A 22893-nucleotide genomic window follows, 5' to 3' on the forward strand; every position below is an offset into this window, starting at 1 on the left:
ATGGCAACGGATAAACAGTCTCATCAGGAGCATGGGTATATCAGAGGAGAATTGCTCTATACCATTTTTCATAATGAGCAGGAAAATTTCTCCATTGCCAAAATAAAAATCCATGGCACGAATGAGGATTATCAAGAAAAAGAAATTGTGGTGAAGGGATATTTTTCTGATCTTCAGGAGGAAGCTTCTTATTATTTTTATGGTCAGTTTGAGCGGCACTCTAAATTTGGGCTGCAATACAAAGTAACTTCCTATCAGACATTTATTCCGGATACCAAGGATGGGTTGATTGCCTATCTTTCCAGTGATTTGTTTCGCGGAATCGGGAAAAAGACAGCTGAGAAGATTGTCGGATCCTTAGGCGAAAATGCCATTTCCAAAATTTTGAATGATTCGGATGCGCTAGCAAATGTTCCAGGTTTAAAGAAGGATAAGGCGGATCTTCTTGCTAAAACGTTAAAAGAAAACCAGGGATTCGAGCATATTGCTGTCTATTTGTCCAAATATGGGATTGGTTTGAAGATGGCGCAAAAAATATACAAGCAATATAAGGATGAAGCGATTAATGTGCTGCAGGAAGACCCCTATCAATATGTGTTTGATATTGAAGGATTTGGTTTTCAGACGGCCGATCAGATTGCACGTGGGAATGGTCTGTCATGGACACACCCTAGCCGGATAGGAGCAGGATGTGTTTATGTACTGCAGAAAAATATACAGGACGGTCATGTTTATTTGCCTATCGATGACTGTACAGGTCAGGTTATCGATTTACTTGTCAACCCGGAGCAGCCGCTCACACACCAAATGGTAACTGACCGTTTGGAGGAGCTTAATCAGGAGAAGGAAGTCATCATGCAAGACGGGAATGTATACTTGCCGTCTCTTTATTATGCTGAAGACGGATTCGCTTCCAACGTTAAACGCCTTATCACCAAACCTGTTGAACATGATACCCCTTTAGCAGAATTAATGAAAATTATTGGGGATATTGAAGAGCAGGAAGTACTCAGCTACGGCAAGGAGCAATTTGAGGCAATCCAGCAAGCGTTAAGCGCTAAACTGATGATCGTAACGGGTGGTCCTGGCACCGGAAAAACAACCGTCATTAAAGGAATTTTGAATGCATATGCAGACATTCATGGCATTTCAACTGATCCGGATGCATACGACGATGCAACAGATTATCCGTTTATTTTAACAGCGCCAACTGGTAGGGCCGCTAAACGACTAACGGAATCAACCGGTCTTCCGGCGGTAACCATTCATCGTCTATTGGGCTGGGATGGGCAAAACGGCTTTGAGAAAAATGAACATGAACCCCTGGCAGGCAAATACTTAATAGTTGATGAGTTTTCCATGGTTGATATTTGGCTTGCCAACAGCCTGTTCAAAGCGATTCCAGATGACATGCAAGTGCTGCTGGTAGGTGATGAGGATCAGCTTCCGTCGGTCGGACCTGGTCAGGTACTGGCTGATTTGCTAGGGAGCGGGCAGATACCGTATGTAAGTCTTCATGACGTATACCGGCAAAAAGAGGGATCGAAAATAATCGAACTGGCCCATTTAATCAAACAGGATATGTGTGATCAAAGTGCTTTGCAAAATGATCAGGATTTCAGTTTTATTGCATGCAGCACACAGCAGCTGATTGACGTTGTGACTGCTGTTTTTAGCCGGGCTGCAGCGAAAGGGATTGATCCAAAGGATATCCAGGTTTTAGCTCCAATATATCGCTCCCAGGCAGGAATTACAATGATGAATCAATATTTGCAGACACTTGTAAACCCGTCGTCACTATCAAAACGGGAAGTCAAAACAAAAGATGCCGTTTTTCGGGTCGGTGATAAAGTATTGCAGCTTGTCAACCAGCCGGAAGATGGGATTTATAATGGAGATATAGGTGAAGTGGCCGCTATTTTTGAGGAAGATGAGAATGTCGATCACATTGAGCAGCTGGTCGTTGATTTTGACGGCAAGGAGGTCGTTTACGAACGGAAAGATTATGTAAATATGATGCACGCTTATTGCATATCCATCCACAAATCACAAGGCAGTGAGTTTCCGATTGTTATTATGCCGGTAGTTTCCGCTTATCATCGAATGCTGAAGAAAAATTTGCTTTATACAGCGATAACCAGAAGCAAAAAGTCACTGATTATTTGCGGGGATCAGAACGCTTTTTTACGTGGTATCCAAACATTTGATTCAAACAGACGCTATAGCTCTCTTAAAAAACAGCTCCGCGAACGATTGCACGATCATCATGAAAAGAAACTGTCTGCTGCAGAAGAGGATGAAATCACACCGTACGATTTTATGTGAACAGTATGTATATTTTTTTGATTTCGGGCAAAGCTAACAAAATAAAAAGGAGCTTTTAAGATGTTGGTTTGCCCGAATTGTAATGGAAAGGATATAGGAAAAATCGGTGCCCAGCAATTTTACTGCTGGAACTGTTTTATCGAGCTGTCCGTATTTCATGATAAACTAGAGATTCACCAGGTTGAATCGGATGGGTCTTTAAGTTCACTGGATGATTTATTTACTGAAGATGAACGGAAAATTCAATGGTAATGCTTTATAAAGCAATTGACCTTACCTTATTTTCTGGAGGTGCAGGGCGTGTTCCAGGACAATAAACCATTGAATTTTCTTTTTTGGATTATAACGGGAATTTTTGTTTTTTTATTTATCTACTTACTTGTAAAACTTTTCCCTGTATATGGTGCTGTGATGTCATTTCTCTGGCACCTGCTGCTTCCATTTCTGATTGCCGCACTCATCGCATATTTATTATATCCGGTTATCGAAAAAATGCATCGAAACAATATACCAAAAAGTCTGGCTGTGTTGTTCATTTACTTGCTTTTTTTTGGCGGAATCGGTTATCTGGGCTACCGCGTCTATCCGATCGTCATTCATCAGCTGAGTGATTTGCAGGATCAATTGCCGCACCTGATTGAGATGTACCGTGACTTTATTTACAGTCTTTACGAATATACATCTTTTTTGCCGGAAACTGTCCATGATAAGATGGATGAGCTGATATCCGATGCAGAGACATACATGGAAGATTTACTGGCAGGCTTGGTCAGAGGCTTTACGAAAATTTTCGATATGATTGTTGTAATTACAGTTATACCGGTTTTGGTTTTCTATTTTTTGAAAGACTTTGATTCAATTAAACAATATATCAAAAAATGGATTCCGGAAAAATATCATCATCAAACTGGTGCGCTATGCCGAGCGATTGATGAAGGTCTGGGAAATTACATACGAGGGCAGTTTATTGTCTGCCTGTTTGTCGGTCTGGCAGCATTTGCCATGTTTCATTTTTTAGAAATTCCCTATGCTTTATTGCTCGCAATCATTATCGGACTGACAAATATTATCCCATATTTCGGTCCGATTATTGGAGCGGCTCCTGCTGTAGCGATTACTGCAACGGTTTCGGGAAAACTGGTTTTGATGGTATTATTGAGTATTTTTATCATTCAGGTGATTGAAGGGAATTTCTTGTCACCTTATATTGTCGGCAAGAGTATTAAAATCCATCCTGTTGCAATTATTTTTGCCTTGCTGCTGGGCGGTAAAATAACCGGTGTAGTTGGAATGATCCTAGCTGTTCCGGTTCTGGTTATTATAAAAGTTGTCATGTCACATATCATATCAATCAGAAATTATAATTGACATTTTCAGATTAGTTGTCTATACTATCACCAAATCAATCGTATCAAAGCGTTGAGGGTTCTGAGTACATGTGCCTCCATTCAAAAGCGTATGTGTTCAAAAAGCTGACGGATTAGAACCTCTCCTGATTTTGCCGTGTTCTGTGGTAAACGGCTTTAGCAGAAGTTCTCTATTGCTGGCAGGGAGATGTGCTGCTGATCATTTGGTGACTTTTTGAACAGCCTTTAATAGAGAGGGATTTCCGCAGGCTGGAAGGGATCCCGAATGTTGAGTCATGGAAAGCTAAACCTGAGTACGGCTAATCCCCGTCGGTTTAATACCGTTATCATGCTGAGTGATGAATGACGTTTTTCATTCATAATTAGGGTGGTACCGCGAAACAGTCTCGTCTCTAAAGCAAATATAGAGAGGGGATTTTTTTAATGAAAAAATGTTGGAGGTCAAATCATGAAACAGTTAACATCAGCACAAGTACGGCAAATGTTTTTGGACTTTTTTAAAGAAAAAGGACATCAGGTGGAACCGAGTGCTTCACTGGTGCCCCATGAAGATCCGACCTTGTTGTGGATCAACAGCGGTGTTGCGACGCTGAAGAAATACTTTGATGGACGGGTTATCCCGGAAAACCCGCGTCTTGTTAATGTACAGAAATCAATTCGGACAAACGATATTGAAAATGTAGGTTTTACGGCAAGACACCATACATTTTTTGAAATGCTAGGCAACTTCTCAATTGGTGACTATTTTAAAAAAGAAGCCATCGAGTATGCCTGGGAATTTTTAACACATGAACAGTGGATTGGATTTGATCCAGAACTGCTGTCTGTAACCGTTCACCCCGAGGATGATGAAGCATACGAGATATGGCTCAATAATATTCAAATTCCGAAAGAGCGGATCATACGGCTTGAAGAGAACTTCTGGGATATCGGCGAAGGACCAAGTGGACCAAATACAGAAATTTTTTATGATCGCGGTGAGAGTTATGGAAATGACCCAACTGATCCTGAGCTGTATCCAGGCGGTGAAAACGAACGGTATCTGGAAATATGGAATCTGGTCTTCTCGCAGTTCAATCATAATCCTGACGACACGTATACCCCGCTTCCAAAGAAAAATATTGATACGGGTATGGGTCTTGAACGAATGGTGTCAGTCATTCAGGATGTGCCGACAAACTTTGAAACAGATCTGTTTATGCCGCTCATCCGCAAAACACAATCAATATCCGGTAAAACATATGGGGAAAATACAGCAGATAACACAGCATTTAAAGTTATTGCCGACCATATCCGTACCGTGACGTTTGCTGTCAGTGACAAAGCGCTTCCATCGAATGAAGGAAGAGGCTATGTATTACGCAGATTACTGCGCAGAGCTGTCCGCTTTGCCAAACATATCGGCATAAACCAACCATTTATGTATAAACTTGTTCCGACGGTTGGCGAGATAATGAATGATTTCTATCCGGAAGTACTCAAACAGCATAAATATATCGAAAACGTGATTAAAGTGGAGGAAGAGCGATTCCACGAAACCCTGAACGATGGTCTGGAAATACTGAGTACTATTATCGAAAAGGAAAAACAATCAGGAAGTGATGTTTTTCCCGGTGAAGAAGTGTTCAGACTTTATGATACGTATGGATTTCCAAAAGAACTTACAGAGGAATATGTTGCTGAATACGGATTCGCCATTGACGAACAGGGCTTTGAACACGAGATGGAAAAGCAGCGTGAACGAGCGAGAAGTGCCCGGCAAAAAGTAGACTCAATGCAAGTTCAGGATGGCGTGCTAAGTGAGGTGGAAGCAGACAGCAGATTTGTCGGCTATGATCAGCTGGAAACAGATACAACCATTGAAGTGATTGTGAATGGGAAAGAATTTGCCGATACTGCCACAGCAGGTGATGATGTACTTGTGTTCCTGAAAGAAACACCATTTTATGCCGAAAGCGGCGGACAGATTGCTGACAATGGCTGGATCTATACTGATAATGCTTCTGCATATGTTGAGGATGTCCAACAGGCTCCAAAAGGACAAAACGTTCAGAGAATCCGAGTGAAAGAAGGAACCTTCCGTACCGGGGAAAATGTAAAAGCAGCTGTGGAAGGAGCTTTTCGAAACGCAATTGTGAAAAATCATACAGCGACACACTTGCTGCACCAAGCGTTGAAAGATGTGCTCGGCGACCACGTCAATCAGGCAGGTTCACTTGTAACGCCGGATCGATTACGGTTTGATTTTTCCCATTTCAATTCAGTGAATCAGGAAGAGTTGAACCAGATTGAGCAAAAAGTCAATGAAAAGATATGGGGTTCACTGCCTGTTGCAATCGATCATAAAAAACTGGAAGATGCTAAAAAAATGGGTGCAATGGCTTTATTTGGGGAAAAATATGGTGACATTGTCAGAGTTGTTCAGATCGGGGATTACAGCATTGAGCTGTGCGGCGGATGTCACGTCCGGAACACAGACGAAATCGGATTATTCAAAATCATCTCGGAAACCGGTATAGGCGCTGGTACGAGACGAATTGAAGCTGTATCAAGCAAACAGGCATACTGGTATGTCAACGAGAAACTGGATATATTGCAGACAACAGCCAATTTACTGAAAACGACTGATGTTCATGTGGCTGAACGTGTCGAGGGTTTATATGAGGAAATTAAATCATTGGAAAAAGCAAATGAATCGTTAAATGCCAAACTGTCCAATCAGGAAGCATCTTCTATCATCGAAAACAGTGAGACAGTTCATGGCATTACAGTACTGGCTCAACAGGTCAGTGCAAAAGACATGGATCAGCTCCGGAACATGGTGGATAATTTGAAGCAAAAACTCGATTCAGGTGTTATGCTGCTCGCAGCAGCGAATGACCAAAAAGTGCAATTAGCTGCGGGTGTAACAAAAGATTTGACAGATAAAGGTCTGCACGCAGGCAATTTGATTAAACAAGCTGCTGAAATATGCGGCGGCGGTGGTGGCGGCCGTCCGGATATGGCACAGGCAGGCGGTAAAAACCCGGAAAAAATAAATGAAGCACTTAACATGGTGCGTCAATATGTTACAAATTATTTAAAAGAATAAACAACCTGTATTCTATCTGTTAAAAAAGATATAATATGAACGACAAACATGTTAGAATAGAAAATAAAGTAAAAGTGCGTGTTCAAAAAGGAGTTTACCGGACTTTTTGAACATCCTCTAAAACATGTGGAATGAGGTGTCACGATGAGCTCTATTGATAAAACAATGAAATTTAATTTTTCGGAAGAACCTTTTGATCATGATATAAAAGAGATCTTGCTGACAGTCCACGGCGCTCTTAAAGAAAAGGGCTACAATCCGATTAATCAGATTGTCGGTTATTTACTGTCAGGTGACCCTGCGTATATCCCAAGATATAACGATGCACGGAATTTGATTCGTAAAGTTGAACGGGACGAGGTCATTGAAGAAGTTGTGAAGTTTTACCTCGAGGAACATCAGAAGGATAGTTAAATGAAAGTAATTGGATTGGATGTTGGTTCTAAAACAATCGGCATTGCTGTGAGTGATGCGCTGGGCTTGACTGCACAAGGTCTTACAACAATCAATTGGCATGAAGAGAATATTTATTCCGCTGATGAACATTTAAAACAAATTATAGAAGAACATGCTATTGGGAAAGCTGTTATTGGATTGCCGAAGCATATGAATGGAACAATCGGCGAACGTGGAGAAGCATCTAAGGTATATGCAGCACATGTTGAGGCAATTCATAAAATACCGGCAGTGCTTTGGGATGAACGTTTAACGACCGCAGCAGCTGAGCGCGTTTTACTTGAGGCAGATATGAGCAGAAAAAAGCGAAAAAAGGTTATTGATAAAATGGCAGCGGTCATGATTTTGCAAAGTTATCTGGATCAAAAAACATAAAAAGGAGTGTAGTCATGGCACTGGAAGAAAATGAGCGAATTATTATACCTGATGAAAGTGGAGAAGAACATCTTTTTGAAGTATTGTTCACGTTTGATGTTGATCAGACCGGTCATTCCTATTTAGCTGTTGTACCGGCTGAACAACAAGAAGACGAAGAAGTTGAGGTCTACGCATTCCGATATGAAGAACAGGAAAAGAATGACGATGACCTTTCCCTATTTCCGATCGATTCTGATGAAGAATGGGAAATGGTTGAAGAAATGCTTCATACACTGATTGATGAAGAAAACAACGAATGAAGATAGAATCGGTTGTAATGAGCTGGTATCTTGATGGGTATCAGCTTTTCTTTTATCTCGCATGTAACGGCCAGTTCCCTTTTTAAGCTGGGATCAACTGCAGGCAGGCTGAAGTTACGTCCTGCGCGTCGTAAATGTCAGATATGTTTATGAACAGTGGACAAGACTGGCGACTGACTGAAGATTCACTGTAAATAGTTTCATGATAGATTCTTATCATGTTTTTTAGTATAATATATCGGGTGAAGGGGGGAGTCGAATGTCCAAAAAGAAAACCTCAGGCAGTTATAAGAATAACCTGTTCAAGCGCAGTGAGGATGCGAAAATGGTCCGGAAAATTGCTGCAGTGATTATCATTTCACTGGTTCTAATTTTGACTATAGGCAGTATATCGGGTTATTTGTATATTAAATCCGCATTGCAGCCTGTCGACCCTGACAGTGATGAGGATATTAACATTGAAATTCCAATGGGTTCCTCTACATCCGATATTGCATCCATTCTTGAAGAAAATGGTATTATCAAAGATAGCACTGTCTTTCATTTCTATACAAAATTTAAAAATGAAACTGATTTTCAGGCGGGTGAATATACCTTTTCCCCTTCGATGAATATTGATGCATTAACAGATGCGCTCCAAAAAGGAAGAGTGATGGAAGATCCTTTATATACCATTACTATACCTGAAGGAAAAACCATTGATGAAATAGCAGAAATATATGCAAGTGAACTGCCATTCAGCAAAGAGGAATTTTTGAATAAGGTAAATGACCCGAATTATATTGAATCATTAATCAATACTTACCCAGCCATATTAACGAATGATTTGTTGAACCCGGAAATCAGAACACCATTGGAAGGATATTTGTTTGCGTCTACGTACCATTTTTATAACGAGGAACCAACTGTCGATACTGTGGTTAACCGAATGCTTGAAAAAACGGCTGATGTTGTCACACCTTATATGGATGAAATTGAATCAAAAGAATTATCAGTACATGAAGCATTGACGATGGCATCAATCGTTGAAAATGAAGCTAGCTCTGAAAAACAGCGGTATAGGATTGCTGGTGTGTTTTATAACCGGATTGAGGAAGGAATGGCGCTGCAAACTGATCCAACAGTACTATATGCACTTGAAGAACACAAAGACAGAATATTAACGGAGGATTTGGAAGTGGAATCTCCTTATAATACGTACCATGTTCATTCACTTCCTGTTGGTCCGATATCAAATTTTGCCCAAACATCATTGGAAGCAGCGGTTAATCCGGAAGAATCGGATTATTTATACTTTTTGCATGACGATGAAGGCAATATCCACTACTCGGAAACAAATGAAGAACATAATAAGTTAAAAGATCAGTATATAAATTAAGAAAAAGTGAAAGTGCGGCTATAAAGATATTTCCGCATTTTCCGTTTTTTAATAACGCTGAAATAAGGATGAACTACGAAGAAAAACAAAGGCTTCACTATAAGAATTTGTGGAAGCCCATTTTCTCATGCCTGTTATGGAAAAGAGTGATCGAATGAATGAGATATTAACAAACTACCTCATGCAGTCATTGCCTGCCGAGGATAATTGGGTTAATGAACTAGAGCGGACTGCTGCCGAAGATGATGTTCCCATTATGGACCCGTTAGGTATGAACTTTGTGAAGCAATTAATTCGATTGACAAAACCGGACCGAATTTTAGAAATTGGTACAGCTATCGGATATTCAGCGTTAAGGATGCTGCAGGCTAATCCGGAAGCAGAAATCATAACGGTTGAAAAAGATGAGCAGCGTTATCATCAGGCAATCCGGAATATCAGAAATGCAAATAAACAGGATCACATTCACGTCATATATGGGGATGCTTTAGAAGAACTTCAGATGATGACAGACAGCACATTTGATTTGGTACTCATTGATGCCGCTAAAGGAAAGTACCAGCGCTTTTTTGAACTATCCACTCCGCTTTTGACAGAAGGCGGATACGTATTATCCGATAATGTTTTGTTTAAAGGGTATGTGGCAGACACTAAGAAACAGCACCCAAGATATCAGACAATTGCAGGGAAAATTCGCACGTATAACGACTGGCTTATGAATCATCCGGATTTTACAACAACAATTGTCCCTATTGGGGATGGAATTGCGATCAGTACAAAACAATGATGGAAAGGAGCTATCGTTCATGCCTGAAAAACCAGTTGTTATTGGTGTTGCCGGCGGTAGTGGAAGTGGAAAAACCTCCGTAACACGCTCCATCTGCCAGCGCTTCCAGGACAAAACAATTCTTGTCATTGAACAGGATTACTATTATAAAGATCAAAGCCATTTACCGTTTGAAGAAAGATTGAATACGAATTATGATCATCCATTGGCTTTTGACAATGATTTATTAATCAGTCATATCCAAGATTTGATGAATCATCAGTCAGTTGAGAAACCTGTTTACGATTATAAAATGCATACCAGATCAAATGAGGTGATCACAGTTGAGCCTAAGGAAGTGATCATCCTGGAGGGTATATTGATCCTGGAAGATCAGCGACTGGTTGACTTAATGGATATCAAAGTATTTGTTGATACGGATGCGGATGTCCGTATTATTCGCAGACTATTAAGGGATATTAAGGAGCGGGGCAGAACATTGGACTCTGTCATTGACCAATATGAAAATAATGTCCGGCCAATGCATCTGCAGTTTGTAGAACCAACGAAAAGGTATGCGGATATTATCATCCCGGAAGGCGGCCAAAATCACGTAGCCATTGATATCATGGCGACAAAAATTGAAAAAATTTTATCGGCAAATCAACAAAAATTATCATACTAAAGTATTGAAAATATAAAATAAATCTGCCATAGTAGTTTTTAGTATTAATGACGTTATTTCGTCCAGGCAGTACTGAGGATAAAAGGAGTGTATGAGTTCATGGCTACAGAGAAAAGTTATTACATGACAGAAGAGGGGAAAGATAAACTGGAAGAGGAACTGCAATACTTAAAAACGGAAAAAAGACAGGAAGTAGTGGAGCGTATCAAGGTTGCACGCGGATTTGGCGATCTTTCCGAGAATTCCGAGTATGATGCAGCCAAAGATGAACAGGCATTTGTTGAAACACGTATATCCCAAGTGGAAAAAATGATTCGCAATGCTGTCATCATTGAAAATGATACCGAAAATCCCGATATTGTTTCATTAGGGAGTTCTGTGACGTTTAAAGAGCTTCCCGATGGAGATGAAGAGACCTATACAATTGTTGGCAGCGCTGAAGCTGATCCATTTGAAGGAAAGATTTCGAACGACTCTCCTATGGCGAAAAGCCTGATCGGCCAAGAGGTAGGTTCCGAAGTTTCTGTATCAACACCAGGCGGGGATATTCTGGTAAGAATTGAGAAAGTTGAATAACATACCGTAATTTACTCACAATGTATATTTTGGATGCAAATAATCACAGAGAAGCTATAGTTGAACTTATAGCTTCTTTTTGCATTTTAGGAAGATTAAAATCTTTCAGGAATTAATGCATAGGAAAAAACTTTGGCATTCGATGTAATCCAAAACGTCACTCAGTGGGATGGAGGACGAGGCGAATTTAGCGGGCCATACCGCGTTCAGGCATTTACAGCGTATATCTTCCTGCCGTTACATGGGTGATAGAAAATGGGAGCTTTGAGTATTTCTAAGGTTTATATAATCCAAAATCGGTAAATTGTCATATAACATCCTTTAAAAAATATGATACTATAATAGATGATCGTATATAGGAGGGATTAACCTGTGCCAACCTCACGTGTTAACAAGTTTGAAAAAAGAAGAAAAAACACGAAACTTCTATCGATATTGATTGTGGTGGCAAGCATTCTAATTATTGTGTTGTTGGGTATGCTTATTTTTGGCGGCGATGATGAAGCCGATAAAACAGATGATAATCAGACAGAACAAACTGCCGATGGGTCATCACAGGGTGATGAGGCAGATTCCGATTCAACACCGGAAGAACAGGACGATTCTGCGGAAAATAATACTGACACTGAAGCAAACGATTCTAATAATGGGACAGGCTCTGAAGATGAATCAGATTCAGAAGAGGAAAACAGCGAGGAAGTGACTACAGAACAGGTTGAACCGTCTGATGATAATGTGATCGAGGCTTATACCGGTGATTGGCAGCCTGTTGGGACAGAGCAGTCTGAACCGCACACGATTAATTACAATGACGGCTCACAAGACAGACAGGAGATGCGGAAAGCAGTTGCATCCGCCACCGGGCTTGATGAGGCTAACTTCACGATGTGGTGGATTGAACGCAATGGTGATCAAAAAGTCATCAATACCGTTTCAAATGCGGATGAATCTGAGATTTATCGCGTTTATAATACATGGGTTCCGAATGAAGGCTGGCAGCCGACAAAAGTGGAAAGACTGAAAGAGAATGATCAAAAAGAGCGATTTGAATAAATAAAGCAATCAATAATGGAGGTCGTCATATGACCATAGGCATTATCGGAGCAATGGATGAAGAAATAGCTCTATTACGGACAAATATGACAGATAAAGAGGAAACAGAAGTTGTAAATTGTTTATTTGTCCAGGGGAAATTATCAGGACGTGATGTTGTATTGCTTAAATCCGGAATTGGAAAAGTAAATGCAGCGATGGCAGCCACTATTTTACACGAGCGATTCAGTCCGGCACTAATCATTAACACCGGTTCTGCCGGTGGATTTGCCAGTGATTTGGACGTTGGAGATATTGTGATTTCAACACAAGTAGTTCATCATGATGTAGATGTTACAGCGTTTGGTTATGCATATGGACAAGTACCGGACATGCCTGCCATGTATGCAGCTGATACTGATTTAGTTGCCAACGCAGGACAAGCGATTGCACAATTGGGTGTTCATTACCATGAAGGGATGATTGCCACAAGTGATTCATTTATGGGAGATCCTGAAAAGGTTGATGAGGTTAGGAAAAAATTCCCAACCATGATGGCAGCGGAAATGGAAGCGGCAGCAATCGCACAAGTGTGTTATCAATATGAAACCCCTTTTGTAGTTATCCGGGCCTTATCCGATATCGCTGGAAAACAGTCATCCATTTCGTTTGACACATTCCTGGAAACAGCGGCAAAAAATGCAGCAAGTTTGATTTTGAAAATGGCCGAGACCCTTTAGTCTATCCTGTTATCCATGATTTACCTCCCGATGACGATCATCTCATGTGTTATGATTTGATTACAGGGAGGGGAGTCATATGAAAGCTCAAGAAAAGAAATTGGAATCAAAGTTGAAGGATTATCATCGTTTTGCCGTAACACTATTAATATTAGGCACCTATTTATATATGGGAGCTATTATTAACACATATTTTCACTATTCCCCGGATGGAAAGGGATTGTCTGTCCTATCATTTGCTGCAATAATCATGGCTGGCTGGTTCCATATCCGGACACACCATATTAAAATAAAACAGCAGGAGTAGCGTACGGGTGTTGTTCACCCGTACGCTACTCCTGCTTATATTCTTTTCGGTAGTACTCATGAAATACCTTCATAAGAGCCCGTTTTTCAATACGCGATACATAACTTCTCGAAATATCAAGCATTTTGGCAATTTCTCTTTGTGTCATTTCTTTGTAGTTATTTAATCCGTAACGGTATAAAATCACTTCTCTTTCCCTGCTGTCAAGAATGGATAAGTAATCATTCATCTTTTCGATTTCCATATTCAGCTGAATGTATTCAATAATATTCTGATTTTCAGCTTCCAGAATATCAATCAGGCTAATTTCATTTCCTTCTTTATCCTGACCAATTGGATCATGAAGGGAAACATCTTTTTTTACTTTTTTCAGTGCGCGCAAATGCATTAATATTTCGTTTTCAATGCATCGAGCTGCATAAGTGGCCAGTTTGGTTCCTTTATCGGATGAGTAACTTTCAATGCCTTTAATTAATCCGATTGTTCCGATTGAAATAAGATCTTCCATATCCTCTCCAGTATTTTCGAATTTTTTGACGATATGCGCGACAAGCCGTAAATTATGTTCGATCAGTTTATTTCGGGCTTCCTCGTCACCTTCCTGCATTTGCCTGATGTATTTAGCTTCATCTTCCGGGGGCAATGGTTGGGGGAACGCGTGGTTTTTAACATAGGAGACAAAAAAAAGCGCTTCTTTGATCAGCAGGGCAAGAAAGCTTAAAATGCCTGACAAATACATACACCTCCTTAAGATAGCGGCTGGGCTATTGCCTATATATCATCTGTATGAAGGAGATGCCGTTTTTGTGTCTGTCCGATTTATAAAAACCCTTGTACCCACTCTGTTTTCACCGCCAGCTTCCGAAAATGTGGCAGAGGGATAAATCAATCGGTTTTAACAACTGATAGAAAACCCAGCTTTCATCGAGTTCCCCCACTTTTTATCCTTCTGACGCCAAGAAAAAAGCGACCCGGTAAAGAGCCGCTTCACTTCTGGTGTTGTTTCTGTTTTTGGATGGCTTTTTCATATTCATCGGTTCTGTTTTTTGTAACGGGTTTGACACCAATCCGGTGGGCTGCTCGAGAAATCATATGTCCTGCAACAGGAGAAGTTATCAACGTAAACACGATCGCCAATAATAGCTTTCCGCTGACAATATGATGCTGGATATACATGAATAAAAAGGCTCCAATTAGTAAACCTGATATCCCAAGTGTAGCTGCTTTTGTTGTTGCATGAAGTCTCGTATAAACGTCGGGAAAACGTATAACCCCGATTGAGCTCGATAATAGGAAAAATGCTCCCGAGAGCAAAAAAATGGCAATGATGATGTTTAAAATAATCTCAATCCAAATTTCTATCAATAATAACACCCTTTTCCAGATATTTCGCTATACCCAGCGTTCCGATGAATAGAAGAATTCCAATCAATAAAATGACGTCGTTTAATTTTGTCGTCGGAATGATGATGGCCATTAATGCTGTCAGCCCCATCATATTCATACCAATAGAATCGAGTGCTACTGCACGATCAGCATTTGTGGGACCGGCCATGACCCGATAAAGTAATAGAAGCAGCGAAACGGAAATGGCAGCCACACTAATGATTGTTACAATTTCAACTATAGAATTGGTTATGGACAAAAGATTACTCATCGTGTCACCTCCATGATCGCTTTTTCAAACGTATTTTTGATGGAACCGATTGTTTCATCAATGTCATCGATGTTCATGGCATGAATATACAAATGTGTATTATCGTGCGATACTGCAACTGACAGCGTTCCAGGTGTCAGGGAAATCAGATTGGCAAGGAGCGTGATTTCCCAATTGCTCGTTAATTCTGTCGGTAAAGCAAAAATTCCCGGTTCGAATTCAGGATTTTTTTTGTATGCAAGTTTCACAATACTGAAGTTGGACGAAATCAATTCCTTTATGAACAGTACAATTAACCCGGCAATCTTAAAGATGCGTCTTAAATAAAATGTATCCGGGATAAAACGGTTCAAAAGAAGCAGTAAAAGTACGCCAAGTATGTATCCGGTAATAAGGCTGGATACGGTATAACTCTCACTCAGGAACATCCACATGACCGCAATGATCAAATTAATAACAATTTGAAATGTCATAAAGCACTACTCCTTCATTACAGCGTTTATATAATTTTCCGGGTCAAGCAAATACGCGGAAATCGATTCGATTGTCGGGTAAATAAATTCTGCCCCAATACCCATAAAAATGGAAAGAGCTAATAACACAACAATCGGAGCTGTCCGTCCTTTGATAGATTTAGGCTTGAATGATTCATCTTTTTCCCCCCAGAATCCTTTGATGAAAATCTTCACAACGGAATAAAGAATCAGCAGACTGGAGAGTAAAGCGATTATGACAATGGCTATTTCTTCACCGGCCAGTGCGCCCTTTAATAATAACAGTTTGCCAATAAAGCCGCTGAAAGGGGGAATACCGGCAAGAACAAACGCTGAAACAAACAGCATCCATCCCAGGAATGGATAATAGTGGATCAGACCACTGAATTTACGTAAATCAGATGTGCCGGCAGCGTAAGCAATCGTTCCCGCAAGCAGGAACAAACTTGTCTTAATCAGCATATCATGTACTAAATAGTAGATGGATCCGCTGAGGGCATCCTGGTTAAACACACCAAGCCCCATCAGGATAAAACCGATGGCAGGAATAATATTGTAAGCGATAATCAATTTTATATTATTGGTCGATAATGCGCCAAATATACCAAATAACATCGATAATCCGGCAATCCATATAAAAACTTCATGGGTAAGTTCGGTCTCATGTACAAAAATTAATGAAAATACACGGATAATCGCATAGATCCCAACTTTCGTAAGCAGAGCACCAAATAAAGCTGAAATGACCGGATTTGGCACGGCATAGGAATTTGGCATCCAATAATATAAAGGGAACAGCGCTGCTTTCGTTGCAAATACAAAAAAGAGAAGAATTCCGACGGTTGTCAGGATCCCTTGTTGGTCAACTTCCTGTACACGCTGTGCGATCTGTGCCATATTGACCGTTCCGAGTGCACCGTATATAAAGGCTATAGCCGTTACGAACAGCATGGACGAGAAGAGGTTGATGAATACATATTTAACCGATTCCCGGAGCTGCACTTTATCCCCGCCCAAAACTATTAATGCATAAGATGACATTAACAGCACTTCAAAGAAAACGAACATATTAAAGAGATCTCCCGTCAGAAAAGCACCTGAAACACCTGATATCAGGAAGAAAAAGAATGAATAAAAGTAAAACTGCTCTTTTCTGTCTGATAGGGAGTATGGCGCATAAAAGGCACATGCTGCCGCAACGATATTGGTTGTTAAAATCAGGAGAATGGACAACTCGTCAGCGATCAGGATGATCCCATATGGTGCAGTCCATCCACCGGTTTCAAGTATAACAGATCCATGGTGAAATACATTCCAAGCTATGTAGCTTACAACAGCAAGATTGCCGATCATAAAAATTTTCGAAAGTGTGCGCACCAGTGTTAATTTTTTTGGGAAAAAAGCGAGAATAATGCCCGCTATTAATGGAATGATGATTGGTAAAACTGCAAAATTACTCATTGTCGTTACCCCTTAATTGCTCCATATTGTCGGTATTGTTTTCGTTTGCTGCACGGTAAGCAAGAACTAAAAGTAAACTGGTAATGCCAAAACTAATGACAATCGATGTTAAAATCAGTGCTTGTGGCAATGGATCGGAATAGTCATTGACACCATCAGTCAGGATTGGCGGATTGCCTCTTTTTAATTCTCCCATTGTCAGGATGAACAAGTGTGCACCATGTGAGAGCAGCACAGAACCTATGACCAGCCTTAGCAGCTGTTTTTGGAGCAGATTATAAATGGCTGTAGCAAATAATACGCCTGCCAGGATCAAAATGATAAATTCCACTTATTTTCCCCCCTTGTCTGTCTTAAATTTAATGAGGGTGTAAATAGCAAGTGCGGCAATACCTAGAACAGCTATTTCAAATAGTGTATCAAGACCACGCATATCGACCAGGATAACGTTGACCACATTGTTCCCACCACCAAGTTTATATGATGTTTCCAGGAAGTAATCAGAAATCGTTCCAAACCAATCACTGCTATGTGCAGAAATTCCGATCAGTGTCACCATTGCACCAAAGCCAACCGAAATGATAGCATTTGTCATTTTGGTACGGAGCGGATCGTTTCGTTTTTTGAGATTGGGCAGGTGATAGAAACAGAGCAGAAACAGAGCTACCGAGACAGTTTCTACCACTAATTGCGTCAATGCTAAATCCGGCGCCCGATAAATGACAAACAGAAGTGCTACACCGTACCCGGCCACACCAACAATCAATATGGCTGCCAGGTTTTTCTTCGCAAATACCGTACCAATAGCTGCAGCAATGATGACCAGTACGACAGCCACCTCAATAATACTTACCGGCGCCAGGTTGCTGAAATCAATCGTAAAACCGTTTGTAGCCAGCATAAATCCGGCAGTAACGATCAGAATGGTACTTAAAATGAGCGCCATATAAAGTCTTAGTGAGCCGGTCATATAGAATGTAGTCATTTTTCTTGAATAGATATCCAGTTTTTCCATGAACGAATTATAAACTTTGTTGACACTCCATGTACCCGGAAGTACCTGGTAAACACCGTTCCACTTCGTTCGTGTGACAGCCAGGATAGCACCGAGACCCACAACAGCGAGGGACATTTGGAAGGCCGTTGAGTCCCATCCATGCCAGAAATGAATGTCTTTTACAATGTCGCCGCCGTACACAGCTTCTGCCGCATGGGCGATAAATGTTCCGTTGAAAGCGTTAGGGAACAAGCCGATCAGAATAACCCCGAGCACAAGGATTGCCGGTGATATCAGCATGCCAAACGGTGCTTCATGCGGTTTCTTGGCCAGTTTGTCAACCTGTGTTTTTCCGCCGAACGTTCCAAACAAAAAGTAAAGGGAATAAACAAACGTAAAGATGCTTCCGAACACGGCTAAATATGGGATAGCCTCGGCCAGGAAACTGGCAGTCGCATTCATTCCTTCCCTTAAGTCGAGTGTCGAATCGAAAAACAGTTCTTTACTATAAAACCCATTTAGGAACGGCAAAGGTATGCCAGCCATGGAAAACGTTCCAAACAGAGCAAGTGTTGCAGTAATTGGCATAAAGGTAAACAAGCCACCCAATTTACGTATGTCGCGTGTGCCCGTTTCATGATCAACAGTACCTGCTACCATAAACAGGCTGCCCTTGAATGTGGCATGATTCAAAATGTGGAAAACCGCTGCAAAAACAGCAGCTTTTGTACCAAAGCCAAGCATTGCCATGATCATACCTAATTGACTGACAGTAGAGAAGGCTAGAATTGCCTTAAGATCTGTCTGATGGACGGCCATATAGGATGCCCAGCAAAGTGTTATGATACCTGCAAGACTGACAATGATGAAAAACCACTCGAAATCGGCAAACACCGGTGAAAAACGTGCAACTAAATAGAGTCCAGCTTTAACCATTGTTGCTGAATGGAGATACGCGCTGACAGGCGTCGGTGCTTCCATGGCATCTGGCAGCCAGATATGAAAGGGGAATTGAGCCGATTTCGTAAAAGCTCCCAATAAGATGAAGCCAAGAGCAAGCGGCATATATGGATGATTCAGTATCATATCAGCATTTGCGATCATTACTTGTATACTTGTTGTACCGGAAATGACTGATAACAGAATAAAGCCGCCGAACATGCTTAAGCCGCCAAAAATGGTGATCATCATTGATTTTAATGCACCATATCTCGATTTTTCTTTAAAATGCCAATAACCAATCAGTAAAAATGATGAAATGGAGGTTAATTCCCAGAATGTATAAAGCACAAAAACATTATCCGATAAGACAATTCCGAGCATCGCCGACATGAACATCAGCAAATAGACATAAAAATGCCCAAGATTTTCACTGCGATCAAGGTAGTAGATCGAATATAAAACAACGAGAGCCCCTATTCCACTTATCAGCAGGGCAAAGAGCAGACTCAGACCATCAAGGTGGAAATCGAGATTTATCCCGAGTGACGGAATCCAATTATATGTATGCTGTATCGATTCAAATCCTGTACCAGTAAATTGGATAAAGTAAAGAAATATGGCAAAAGGAACAAAGAATACAAAAACACCTGTATGTATTTTCTGTTTGAACCTACTAATGAATGGAATAAAGCAAGCTAGCAGAAGTGGGATTAGCACTGTAAATATCATTTGATTGTAGTCCTCCTATATAGATTACGGGCAGATTCATACAGTTTGGGGAAAACCTTTTATACCAGGGCTATTCAGTAGTTTATGTATAACATATAATGTTATCAACGATAGCTTATCATAATACGGGTCATGAGAAAATAAAAAACCCCTAACCAATTTGATTGATCGGGGGCGTTGTTCACAAAACTTTCAATTATACGATTTTATTTTGTCTGATAAACGTCTTCTCTGAATTTCTTTTTCAATTAAATATATAAAGTCGGGGCTTAAGTTTAATTCATTTGCTTTGTAATAGGATTCCAGCAACAACTCATCAGATAAATATTCCATGACTATAGCCCTCCTAACTTTTTGAACAACTTACTGTAAATCATGTTGATGGTTAATAATTTATCACGAAATAGGTAACAGAACAAGATAATCGTTATCTACAAATGGTTGTAGATAACTTGTGCATAAATCGTTAAAAAGGGCGAAAAATGTTGATGTTTCACTGTGGATTTTGTGTATAAAGTTATCCACACATCGAAAAATGAAAGAAAATGTCGAACGTTTCTTTGCATAATTCATTGTCACTTAAAGGTTTTTTCGTATGATATTTCTTTTATTATGATGGAAAGTTATTATAGGATTAAGTTATAATTAGTAGTTGTTATGCAGTTTGTCATTTTTCATTGTGGATATTTACATAAGAGGGACATTTCCAATATAAGTGTAAGAGGTGTAACGGTTGTTGAGATACTTGTTGCCAAATGAACATGTAAAGAGTATTTTTGATATTCATCCTGAAGCGTTGAAGGAAAAACGTATTAAAGGTATTATTACTGATTTGGATAATACACTTGTAGCCTGGGATGTTGCAGACGCAACCCCGGAAGTTATTGAATGGTTCAGGTGGATGAAAGAACATGATATTAAAGTGACGATTATTTCAAATAATAAATGGGAGCGGGTGAAAATTTTTTCCGAACCGCTCGATACCCCATTTGTCTTCAGTGCCAGAAAACCTTTGAGACAAGCATTTAAACAGGCTGCCAAAGAAATGAATCTGAACAAAGATGAAATTGTCGTAATAGGTGACCAGGTTTTGACAGATGTACTTGGCGGAAACTTTGCAGGTTTCTATACCATACTGGTTGTACCAATCGTTCAGACCGATGGAAGAGTCACCAGATTTAATCGGAAAATTGAACGGCGAATTTTAAGTTATATGCGTAAAAAAGGCAAGATAACCTGGGAGGAATGAGAATGGAAGAAATAATTTGTCAGGGCTGTGGTGTTCATATCCAAACTTCTTTTCCGGACAGGGCAGGGTATACACCAAATGCAGCACTTGATAAAGAAACGATTTTATGCAAACGCTGCTTTCGTCTTAAACATTATAATGAAATACAGGACGTTTCCATGTCAGATGATGATTTTTTGAAAATGGTCAGTCAAATTCGTGACAAAGAAGGTCTTGTCGTTCATTTAGTTGATATTTTTGATGTCGATGGAACGTTGGTTAAGAGTCTTTCGCGAATTGTCGGTCATAAACCGGTCATTTTGGCAGCGAATAAAATGGATTTATTGCCGAAATCCACAAACCGCAATAAATTGATTAAATGGTTGAGGACAACAGTAAAAGAAGCAGGAATATCCGTAGAAGGCGTTTATCTGATTTCATCGGTAAAGGGCCATGGAATGTCTGATCTGACTCAAGCAATTGACGACCACCGAAACGAGAAAGATGTATATATTGTGGGAACGACAAACGTGGGTAAATCTACGTTCATTAATAAACTGATCCAAAAAACAACGGGTACAGAGAATGTGATCACAACGTCCTATTTTCCTGGAACAACGTTAGGTTTTATCGAAATTCCGCTCGATGATCAGAATGCTGCCTTAATTGATACGCCTGGTATTGTCAACAGGAAGCAGATAGCACATTATATTTCTGACAATGATCTGAAAATCGTTACACCGAAGAAGGAGATCAAGCCACGGGTTTACCAACTGAATAATCAGCAGACCCTTTATTTTGGCGGACTTGCCCGGATGGATTTTAACAAAGGGGAAAGGCAATCATTTGTTTGCTATTTTTCAAATGAATTGTCCATTCACCGAACAAAACTGAAAAATGCCGACCATCTGTTGAACGAACACAGGGGCGGGCTTTTGTCACCACCTGACGATGAGACCCTTCGGAGGATACCAGAACTGACGGAACATACATATCGACTGGAATATGAGAAAATGGATATTGTTTTCCCGGGCTTAGGATGGGTGACGGTCCCTGGGGGAAATGTGACCGTTACAGCACACAGTCCGAAAGGTGTCCATGTATCATTACGAAAGTCGTTTATATAGGAGGGGTTCGAGTGGCGTATAAATTAGGTCTTATCGGTTATCCTGTTAAACATTCCCTGTCACCCTGGATTCACCAGCAGTTTCTTACAAAGGCTGGACTAGCAGGGGAATATTCTATCGAGGAAATAGCCCCGAATGATTCATTTAAACAAGAAGTAGAGCGTATAAAAAGCAGTCAGTTCGATGGATTTAATGTGACAGTTCCATATAAAAAACAAATCATCCCATATCTGGATCATTTGGATAAACAGGCACAAGCGATTGGAGCCGTCAACACTGTTGTCAGACAGAATAAAAAATGGATCGGCTATAATACAGATGGTGCGGGCTATATTACTGGATTGAAGCATTATTACCCATCTATTTTTGCAAATAAACAATGCAGCATATTATTAATCGGTGCCGGTGGTGCTGCCCGCGGAATTTTTCATAGTTTGGCAGCAGCAGGTTTTACACGGATTGATATCGCCAACCGGACACGATCAAGTGCAGAAAACATCGCCGCATCAGGCGGGAGGAAAACAAAGACGTCCATCATAACATTAAAAGATGCAGCATATCATCTCAGCTATTATGATTTGATCATTCAAACGACAAATGTCGGGATGAGACCAAATGTGCGTGATACGGTGATTTCACTGGAACATATGAGTAAAGATGCCATTGTTAGTGATATTGTTTATCAGCCGATTGAAACCGAATTTTTGCATCAAGCAGGCAAAAAAGGGGCATCTGTACATTACGGTCATACGATGCTTTTGTATCAGGCACAGTATGCATTTGAACTTTGGACGTCAAAAAAAGTACCGCTTGACGACATGGAGCAACAACTACAAAATATATTGGAAGGAAGATAAC

General features: G+C 40.4%; 25 protein-coding genes. 17 read left to right on the top strand and 8 right to left on the bottom strand.

The window, feature by feature from the left end; translation table 11 throughout:
• The 14 genes from recD2 (at window position 1) to BM195_RS00370 (ending at window position 13400) form a co-directional block, all read left to right on the top strand.
• Window positions 1–2325, top strand: a complete 2325-nt coding sequence (recD2, locus tag BM195_RS00305; RefSeq protein ID WP_090231969.1) for an SF1B family DNA helicase RecD2 — start codon at window positions 1–3, stop codon at window positions 2323–2325.
• 60 nt (window positions 2326–2385) lie between these two features.
• Window positions 2386–2577, top strand: coding sequence for a hypothetical protein (locus BM195_RS00310; RefSeq protein ID WP_090231972.1), 192 nt, complete (start codon window positions 2386–2388; stop codon window positions 2575–2577).
• A 48-nt stretch (window positions 2578–2625) separates the two neighbouring features.
• The gene (locus BM195_RS00315) at window positions 2626–3693 is read left to right on the top strand and encodes an AI-2E family transporter (RefSeq protein ID WP_090231974.1); all 1068 of its coding nucleotides are present in this window, start codon (window positions 2626–2628) and stop codon (window positions 3691–3693) included.
• Between the two features lie 447 nt (window positions 3694–4140).
• Window positions 4141–6783, top strand: coding sequence for an alanine--tRNA ligase (gene alaS / locus BM195_RS00320; RefSeq protein WP_090231976.1), 2643 nt, complete (start codon window positions 4141–4143; stop codon window positions 6781–6783).
• A 144-nt stretch (window positions 6784–6927) separates the two neighbouring features.
• The gene (locus BM195_RS00325; protein WP_090231979.1) at window positions 6928–7197 is read left to right on the top strand and encodes an IreB family regulatory phosphoprotein; all 270 of its coding nucleotides are present in this window, start codon (window positions 6928–6930) and stop codon (window positions 7195–7197) included.
• On the top strand, window positions 7198–7614 hold the full coding sequence (gene ruvX, locus BM195_RS00330) for a Holliday junction resolvase RuvX (RefSeq protein ID WP_090231981.1): 417 nt from the start codon (window positions 7198–7200) through the stop codon (window positions 7612–7614).
• Between the two features lie 14 nt (window positions 7615–7628).
• Window positions 7629–7916 carry a DUF1292 domain-containing protein gene (locus tag BM195_RS00335; protein ID WP_090231983.1) on the top strand — a complete coding sequence of 96 codons (288 nt, stop codon included), beginning with the start codon at window positions 7629–7631 and terminating at the stop codon, window positions 7914–7916.
• Window positions 7917–8175: 259 nt separating this feature from the next.
• Window positions 8176–9294, top strand: coding sequence for an endolytic transglycosylase MltG (gene mltG, locus BM195_RS00340; protein ID WP_090231985.1), 1119 nt, complete (start codon window positions 8176–8178; stop codon window positions 9292–9294).
• A gap of 154 nt (window positions 9295–9448) precedes the next feature.
• Entirely contained in the window at window positions 9449–10081 is a 633-nt protein-coding gene (locus BM195_RS00345) for an O-methyltransferase (protein ID WP_090233141.1), read from the top strand.
• Between the two features lie 19 nt (window positions 10082–10100).
• Window positions 10101–10745 (top strand): uridine kinase, encoded by a 645-nt coding sequence (udk, locus tag BM195_RS00350; protein WP_090231987.1) that lies wholly within the window; start codon window positions 10101–10103, stop codon window positions 10743–10745.
• Between the two features lie 99 nt (window positions 10746–10844).
• Entirely contained in the window at window positions 10845–11321 is a 477-nt protein-coding gene (gene greA, locus BM195_RS00355) for a transcription elongation factor GreA (RefSeq protein ID WP_090231989.1), read from the top strand.
• A gap of 372 nt (window positions 11322–11693) precedes the next feature.
• Complete coding sequence (locus BM195_RS00360; protein WP_090231992.1) at window positions 11694–12374, top strand: YrrS family protein; 681 nt, start codon at window positions 11694–11696, stop codon at window positions 12372–12374.
• Between the two features lie 29 nt (window positions 12375–12403).
• Complete coding sequence (gene mtnN / locus BM195_RS00365; RefSeq protein ID WP_090231994.1) at window positions 12404–13093, top strand: 5'-methylthioadenosine/S-adenosylhomocysteine nucleosidase; 690 nt, start codon at window positions 12404–12406, stop codon at window positions 13091–13093.
• A 79-nt stretch (window positions 13094–13172) separates the two neighbouring features.
• On the top strand, window positions 13173–13400 hold the full coding sequence (locus BM195_RS00370) for a YrhC family protein (RefSeq protein WP_090231997.1): 228 nt from the start codon (window positions 13173–13175) through the stop codon (window positions 13398–13400).
• A 25-nt stretch (window positions 13401–13425) separates the two neighbouring features.
• Here BM195_RS00370 and sigK read toward each other — a convergent pair whose 3' ends face one another.
• From sigK to BM195_RS00410, 8 genes are all read right to left on the bottom strand, one after another.
• On the bottom strand, window positions 13426–14133 hold the full coding sequence (sigK, locus tag BM195_RS00375) for an RNA polymerase sporulation sigma factor SigK (RefSeq protein WP_090232000.1): 708 nt from the start codon (window positions 14131–14133) through the stop codon (window positions 13426–13428).
• Between the two features lie 254 nt (window positions 14134–14387).
• Window positions 14388–14765, bottom strand: coding sequence for a monovalent cation/H(+) antiporter subunit G (gene mnhG, locus BM195_RS00380; protein WP_090232002.1), 378 nt, complete (start codon window positions 14763–14765; stop codon window positions 14388–14390).
• Window positions 14746–15057 carry a monovalent cation/H+ antiporter complex subunit F gene (locus BM195_RS00385; RefSeq protein WP_090232005.1) on the bottom strand — a complete coding sequence of 104 codons (312 nt, stop codon included), beginning with the start codon at window positions 15055–15057 and terminating at the stop codon, window positions 14746–14748. The genes mnhG and BM195_RS00385 overlap by 20 nt, the downstream gene beginning before the upstream one ends.
• The gene (locus BM195_RS00390) at window positions 15054–15530 is read right to left on the bottom strand and encodes a Na+/H+ antiporter subunit E (RefSeq protein WP_090232007.1); all 477 of its coding nucleotides are present in this window, start codon (window positions 15528–15530) and stop codon (window positions 15054–15056) included. The genes BM195_RS00385 and BM195_RS00390 overlap by 4 nt, the downstream gene beginning before the upstream one ends.
• A gap of 6 nt (window positions 15531–15536) precedes the next feature.
• Window positions 15537–17012, bottom strand: a complete 1476-nt coding sequence (locus BM195_RS00395; protein ID WP_090232010.1) for a Na+/H+ antiporter subunit D — start codon at window positions 17010–17012, stop codon at window positions 15537–15539.
• The gene (locus BM195_RS00400) at window positions 17005–17343 is read right to left on the bottom strand and encodes a Na(+)/H(+) antiporter subunit C (RefSeq protein WP_090232012.1); all 339 of its coding nucleotides are present in this window, start codon (window positions 17341–17343) and stop codon (window positions 17005–17007) included. Before BM195_RS00400 ends, BM195_RS00395 begins: the two co-directional genes overlap by 8 nt.
• Complete coding sequence (locus tag BM195_RS00405; RefSeq protein ID WP_090232014.1) at window positions 17344–19680, bottom strand: Na+/H+ antiporter subunit A; 2337 nt, start codon at window positions 19678–19680, stop codon at window positions 17344–17346.
• Between the two features lie 192 nt (window positions 19681–19872).
• Window positions 19873–20013: a sporulation histidine kinase inhibitor Sda gene (locus BM195_RS00410; RefSeq protein ID WP_090232017.1), complete on the bottom strand. Its 141-nt coding sequence runs from the start codon at window positions 20011–20013 to the stop codon at window positions 19873–19875.
• Window positions 20014–20413: 400 nt separating this feature from the next.
• Between BM195_RS00410 and BM195_RS00415 the strand changes: the two genes are divergently transcribed.
• The 3 genes from BM195_RS00415 to aroE are packed head-to-tail and all read left to right on the top strand — an operon-like array spanning window position 20414 to window position 22892.
• Window positions 20414–20929: a YqeG family HAD IIIA-type phosphatase gene (locus tag BM195_RS00415; protein ID WP_090232020.1), complete on the top strand. Its 516-nt coding sequence runs from the start codon at window positions 20414–20416 to the stop codon at window positions 20927–20929.
• Window positions 20930–20931: 2 nt separating this feature from the next.
• Window positions 20932–22035, top strand: a complete 1104-nt coding sequence (yqeH, locus tag BM195_RS00420) for a ribosome biogenesis GTPase YqeH (RefSeq protein WP_090232023.1) — start codon at window positions 20932–20934, stop codon at window positions 22033–22035.
• Window positions 22036–22046: 11 nt separating this feature from the next.
• The gene (aroE, locus tag BM195_RS00425; protein WP_090232027.1) at window positions 22047–22892 is read left to right on the top strand and encodes a shikimate dehydrogenase; all 846 of its coding nucleotides are present in this window, start codon (window positions 22047–22049) and stop codon (window positions 22890–22892) included.
• Window position 22893: the final 1 nt, after the last annotated feature.

The sequence above is a fragment of the Lentibacillus halodurans genome (genome assembly GCF_900112045.1).
GTDB lineage: Bacteria > Bacillota > Bacilli > Bacillales > Amphibacillaceae > Lentibacillus > Lentibacillus halodurans.

What these genes read in the sequence shown, in the direction of transcription:
- BM195_RS00405 (WP_090232014.1), bottom strand. Translation starts at nt 19,680, where the DNA reads ATGATATTTACAGTGCTAATCCCACTTCTGCTAGCTTGCTTTATTCCA.
- BM195_RS00395 (WP_090232010.1), bottom strand. Translation starts at nt 17,012, where the DNA reads ATGAGTAATTTTGCAGTTTTACCAATCATCATTCCATTAATAGCGGGC.
- BM195_RS00370 (WP_090231997.1), top strand. Translation starts at nt 13,173, where the DNA reads ATGAAAGCTCAAGAAAAGAAATTGGAATCAAAGTTGAAGGATTATCAT.
- greA (WP_090231989.1), top strand. Translation starts at nt 10,845, where the DNA reads ATGGCTACAGAGAAAAGTTATTACATGACAGAAGAGGGGAAAGATAAA.
- BM195_RS00390 (WP_090232007.1), bottom strand. Translation starts at nt 15,530, where the DNA reads ATGACATTTCAAATTGTTATTAATTTGATCATTGCGGTCATGTGGATG.
- ruvX (WP_090231981.1), top strand. Translation starts at nt 7,198, where the DNA reads ATGAAAGTAATTGGATTGGATGTTGGTTCTAAAACAATCGGCATTGCT.
- mltG (WP_090231985.1), top strand. Translation starts at nt 8,176, where the DNA reads ATGTCCAAAAAGAAAACCTCAGGCAGTTATAAGAATAACCTGTTCAAG.
- recD2 (WP_090231969.1), top strand. Translation starts at nt 1, where the DNA reads ATGGCAACGGATAAACAGTCTCATCAGGAGCATGGGTATATCAGAGGA.
- BM195_RS00345 (WP_090233141.1), top strand. Translation starts at nt 9,449, where the DNA reads ATGAATGAGATATTAACAAACTACCTCATGCAGTCATTGCCTGCCGAG.
- udk (WP_090231987.1), top strand. Translation starts at nt 10,101, where the DNA reads ATGCCTGAAAAACCAGTTGTTATTGGTGTTGCCGGCGGTAGTGGAAGT.
- yqeH (WP_090232023.1), top strand. Translation starts at nt 20,932, where the DNA reads ATGGAAGAAATAATTTGTCAGGGCTGTGGTGTTCATATCCAAACTTCT.
- BM195_RS00385 (WP_090232005.1), bottom strand. Translation starts at nt 15,057, where the DNA reads ATGAGTAATCTTTTGTCCATAACCAATTCTATAGTTGAAATTGTAACA.
- BM195_RS00325 (WP_090231979.1), top strand. Translation starts at nt 6,928, where the DNA reads ATGAGCTCTATTGATAAAACAATGAAATTTAATTTTTCGGAAGAACCT.
- BM195_RS00310 (WP_090231972.1), top strand. Translation starts at nt 2,386, where the DNA reads ATGTTGGTTTGCCCGAATTGTAATGGAAAGGATATAGGAAAAATCGGT.
- alaS (WP_090231976.1), top strand. Translation starts at nt 4,141, where the DNA reads ATGAAACAGTTAACATCAGCACAAGTACGGCAAATGTTTTTGGACTTT.
- mtnN (WP_090231994.1), top strand. Translation starts at nt 12,404, where the DNA reads ATGACCATAGGCATTATCGGAGCAATGGATGAAGAAATAGCTCTATTA.
- BM195_RS00410 (WP_090232017.1), bottom strand. Translation starts at nt 20,013, where the DNA reads ATGGAATATTTATCTGATGAGTTGTTGCTGGAATCCTATTACAAAGCA.
- BM195_RS00335 (WP_090231983.1), top strand. Translation starts at nt 7,629, where the DNA reads ATGGCACTGGAAGAAAATGAGCGAATTATTATACCTGATGAAAGTGGA.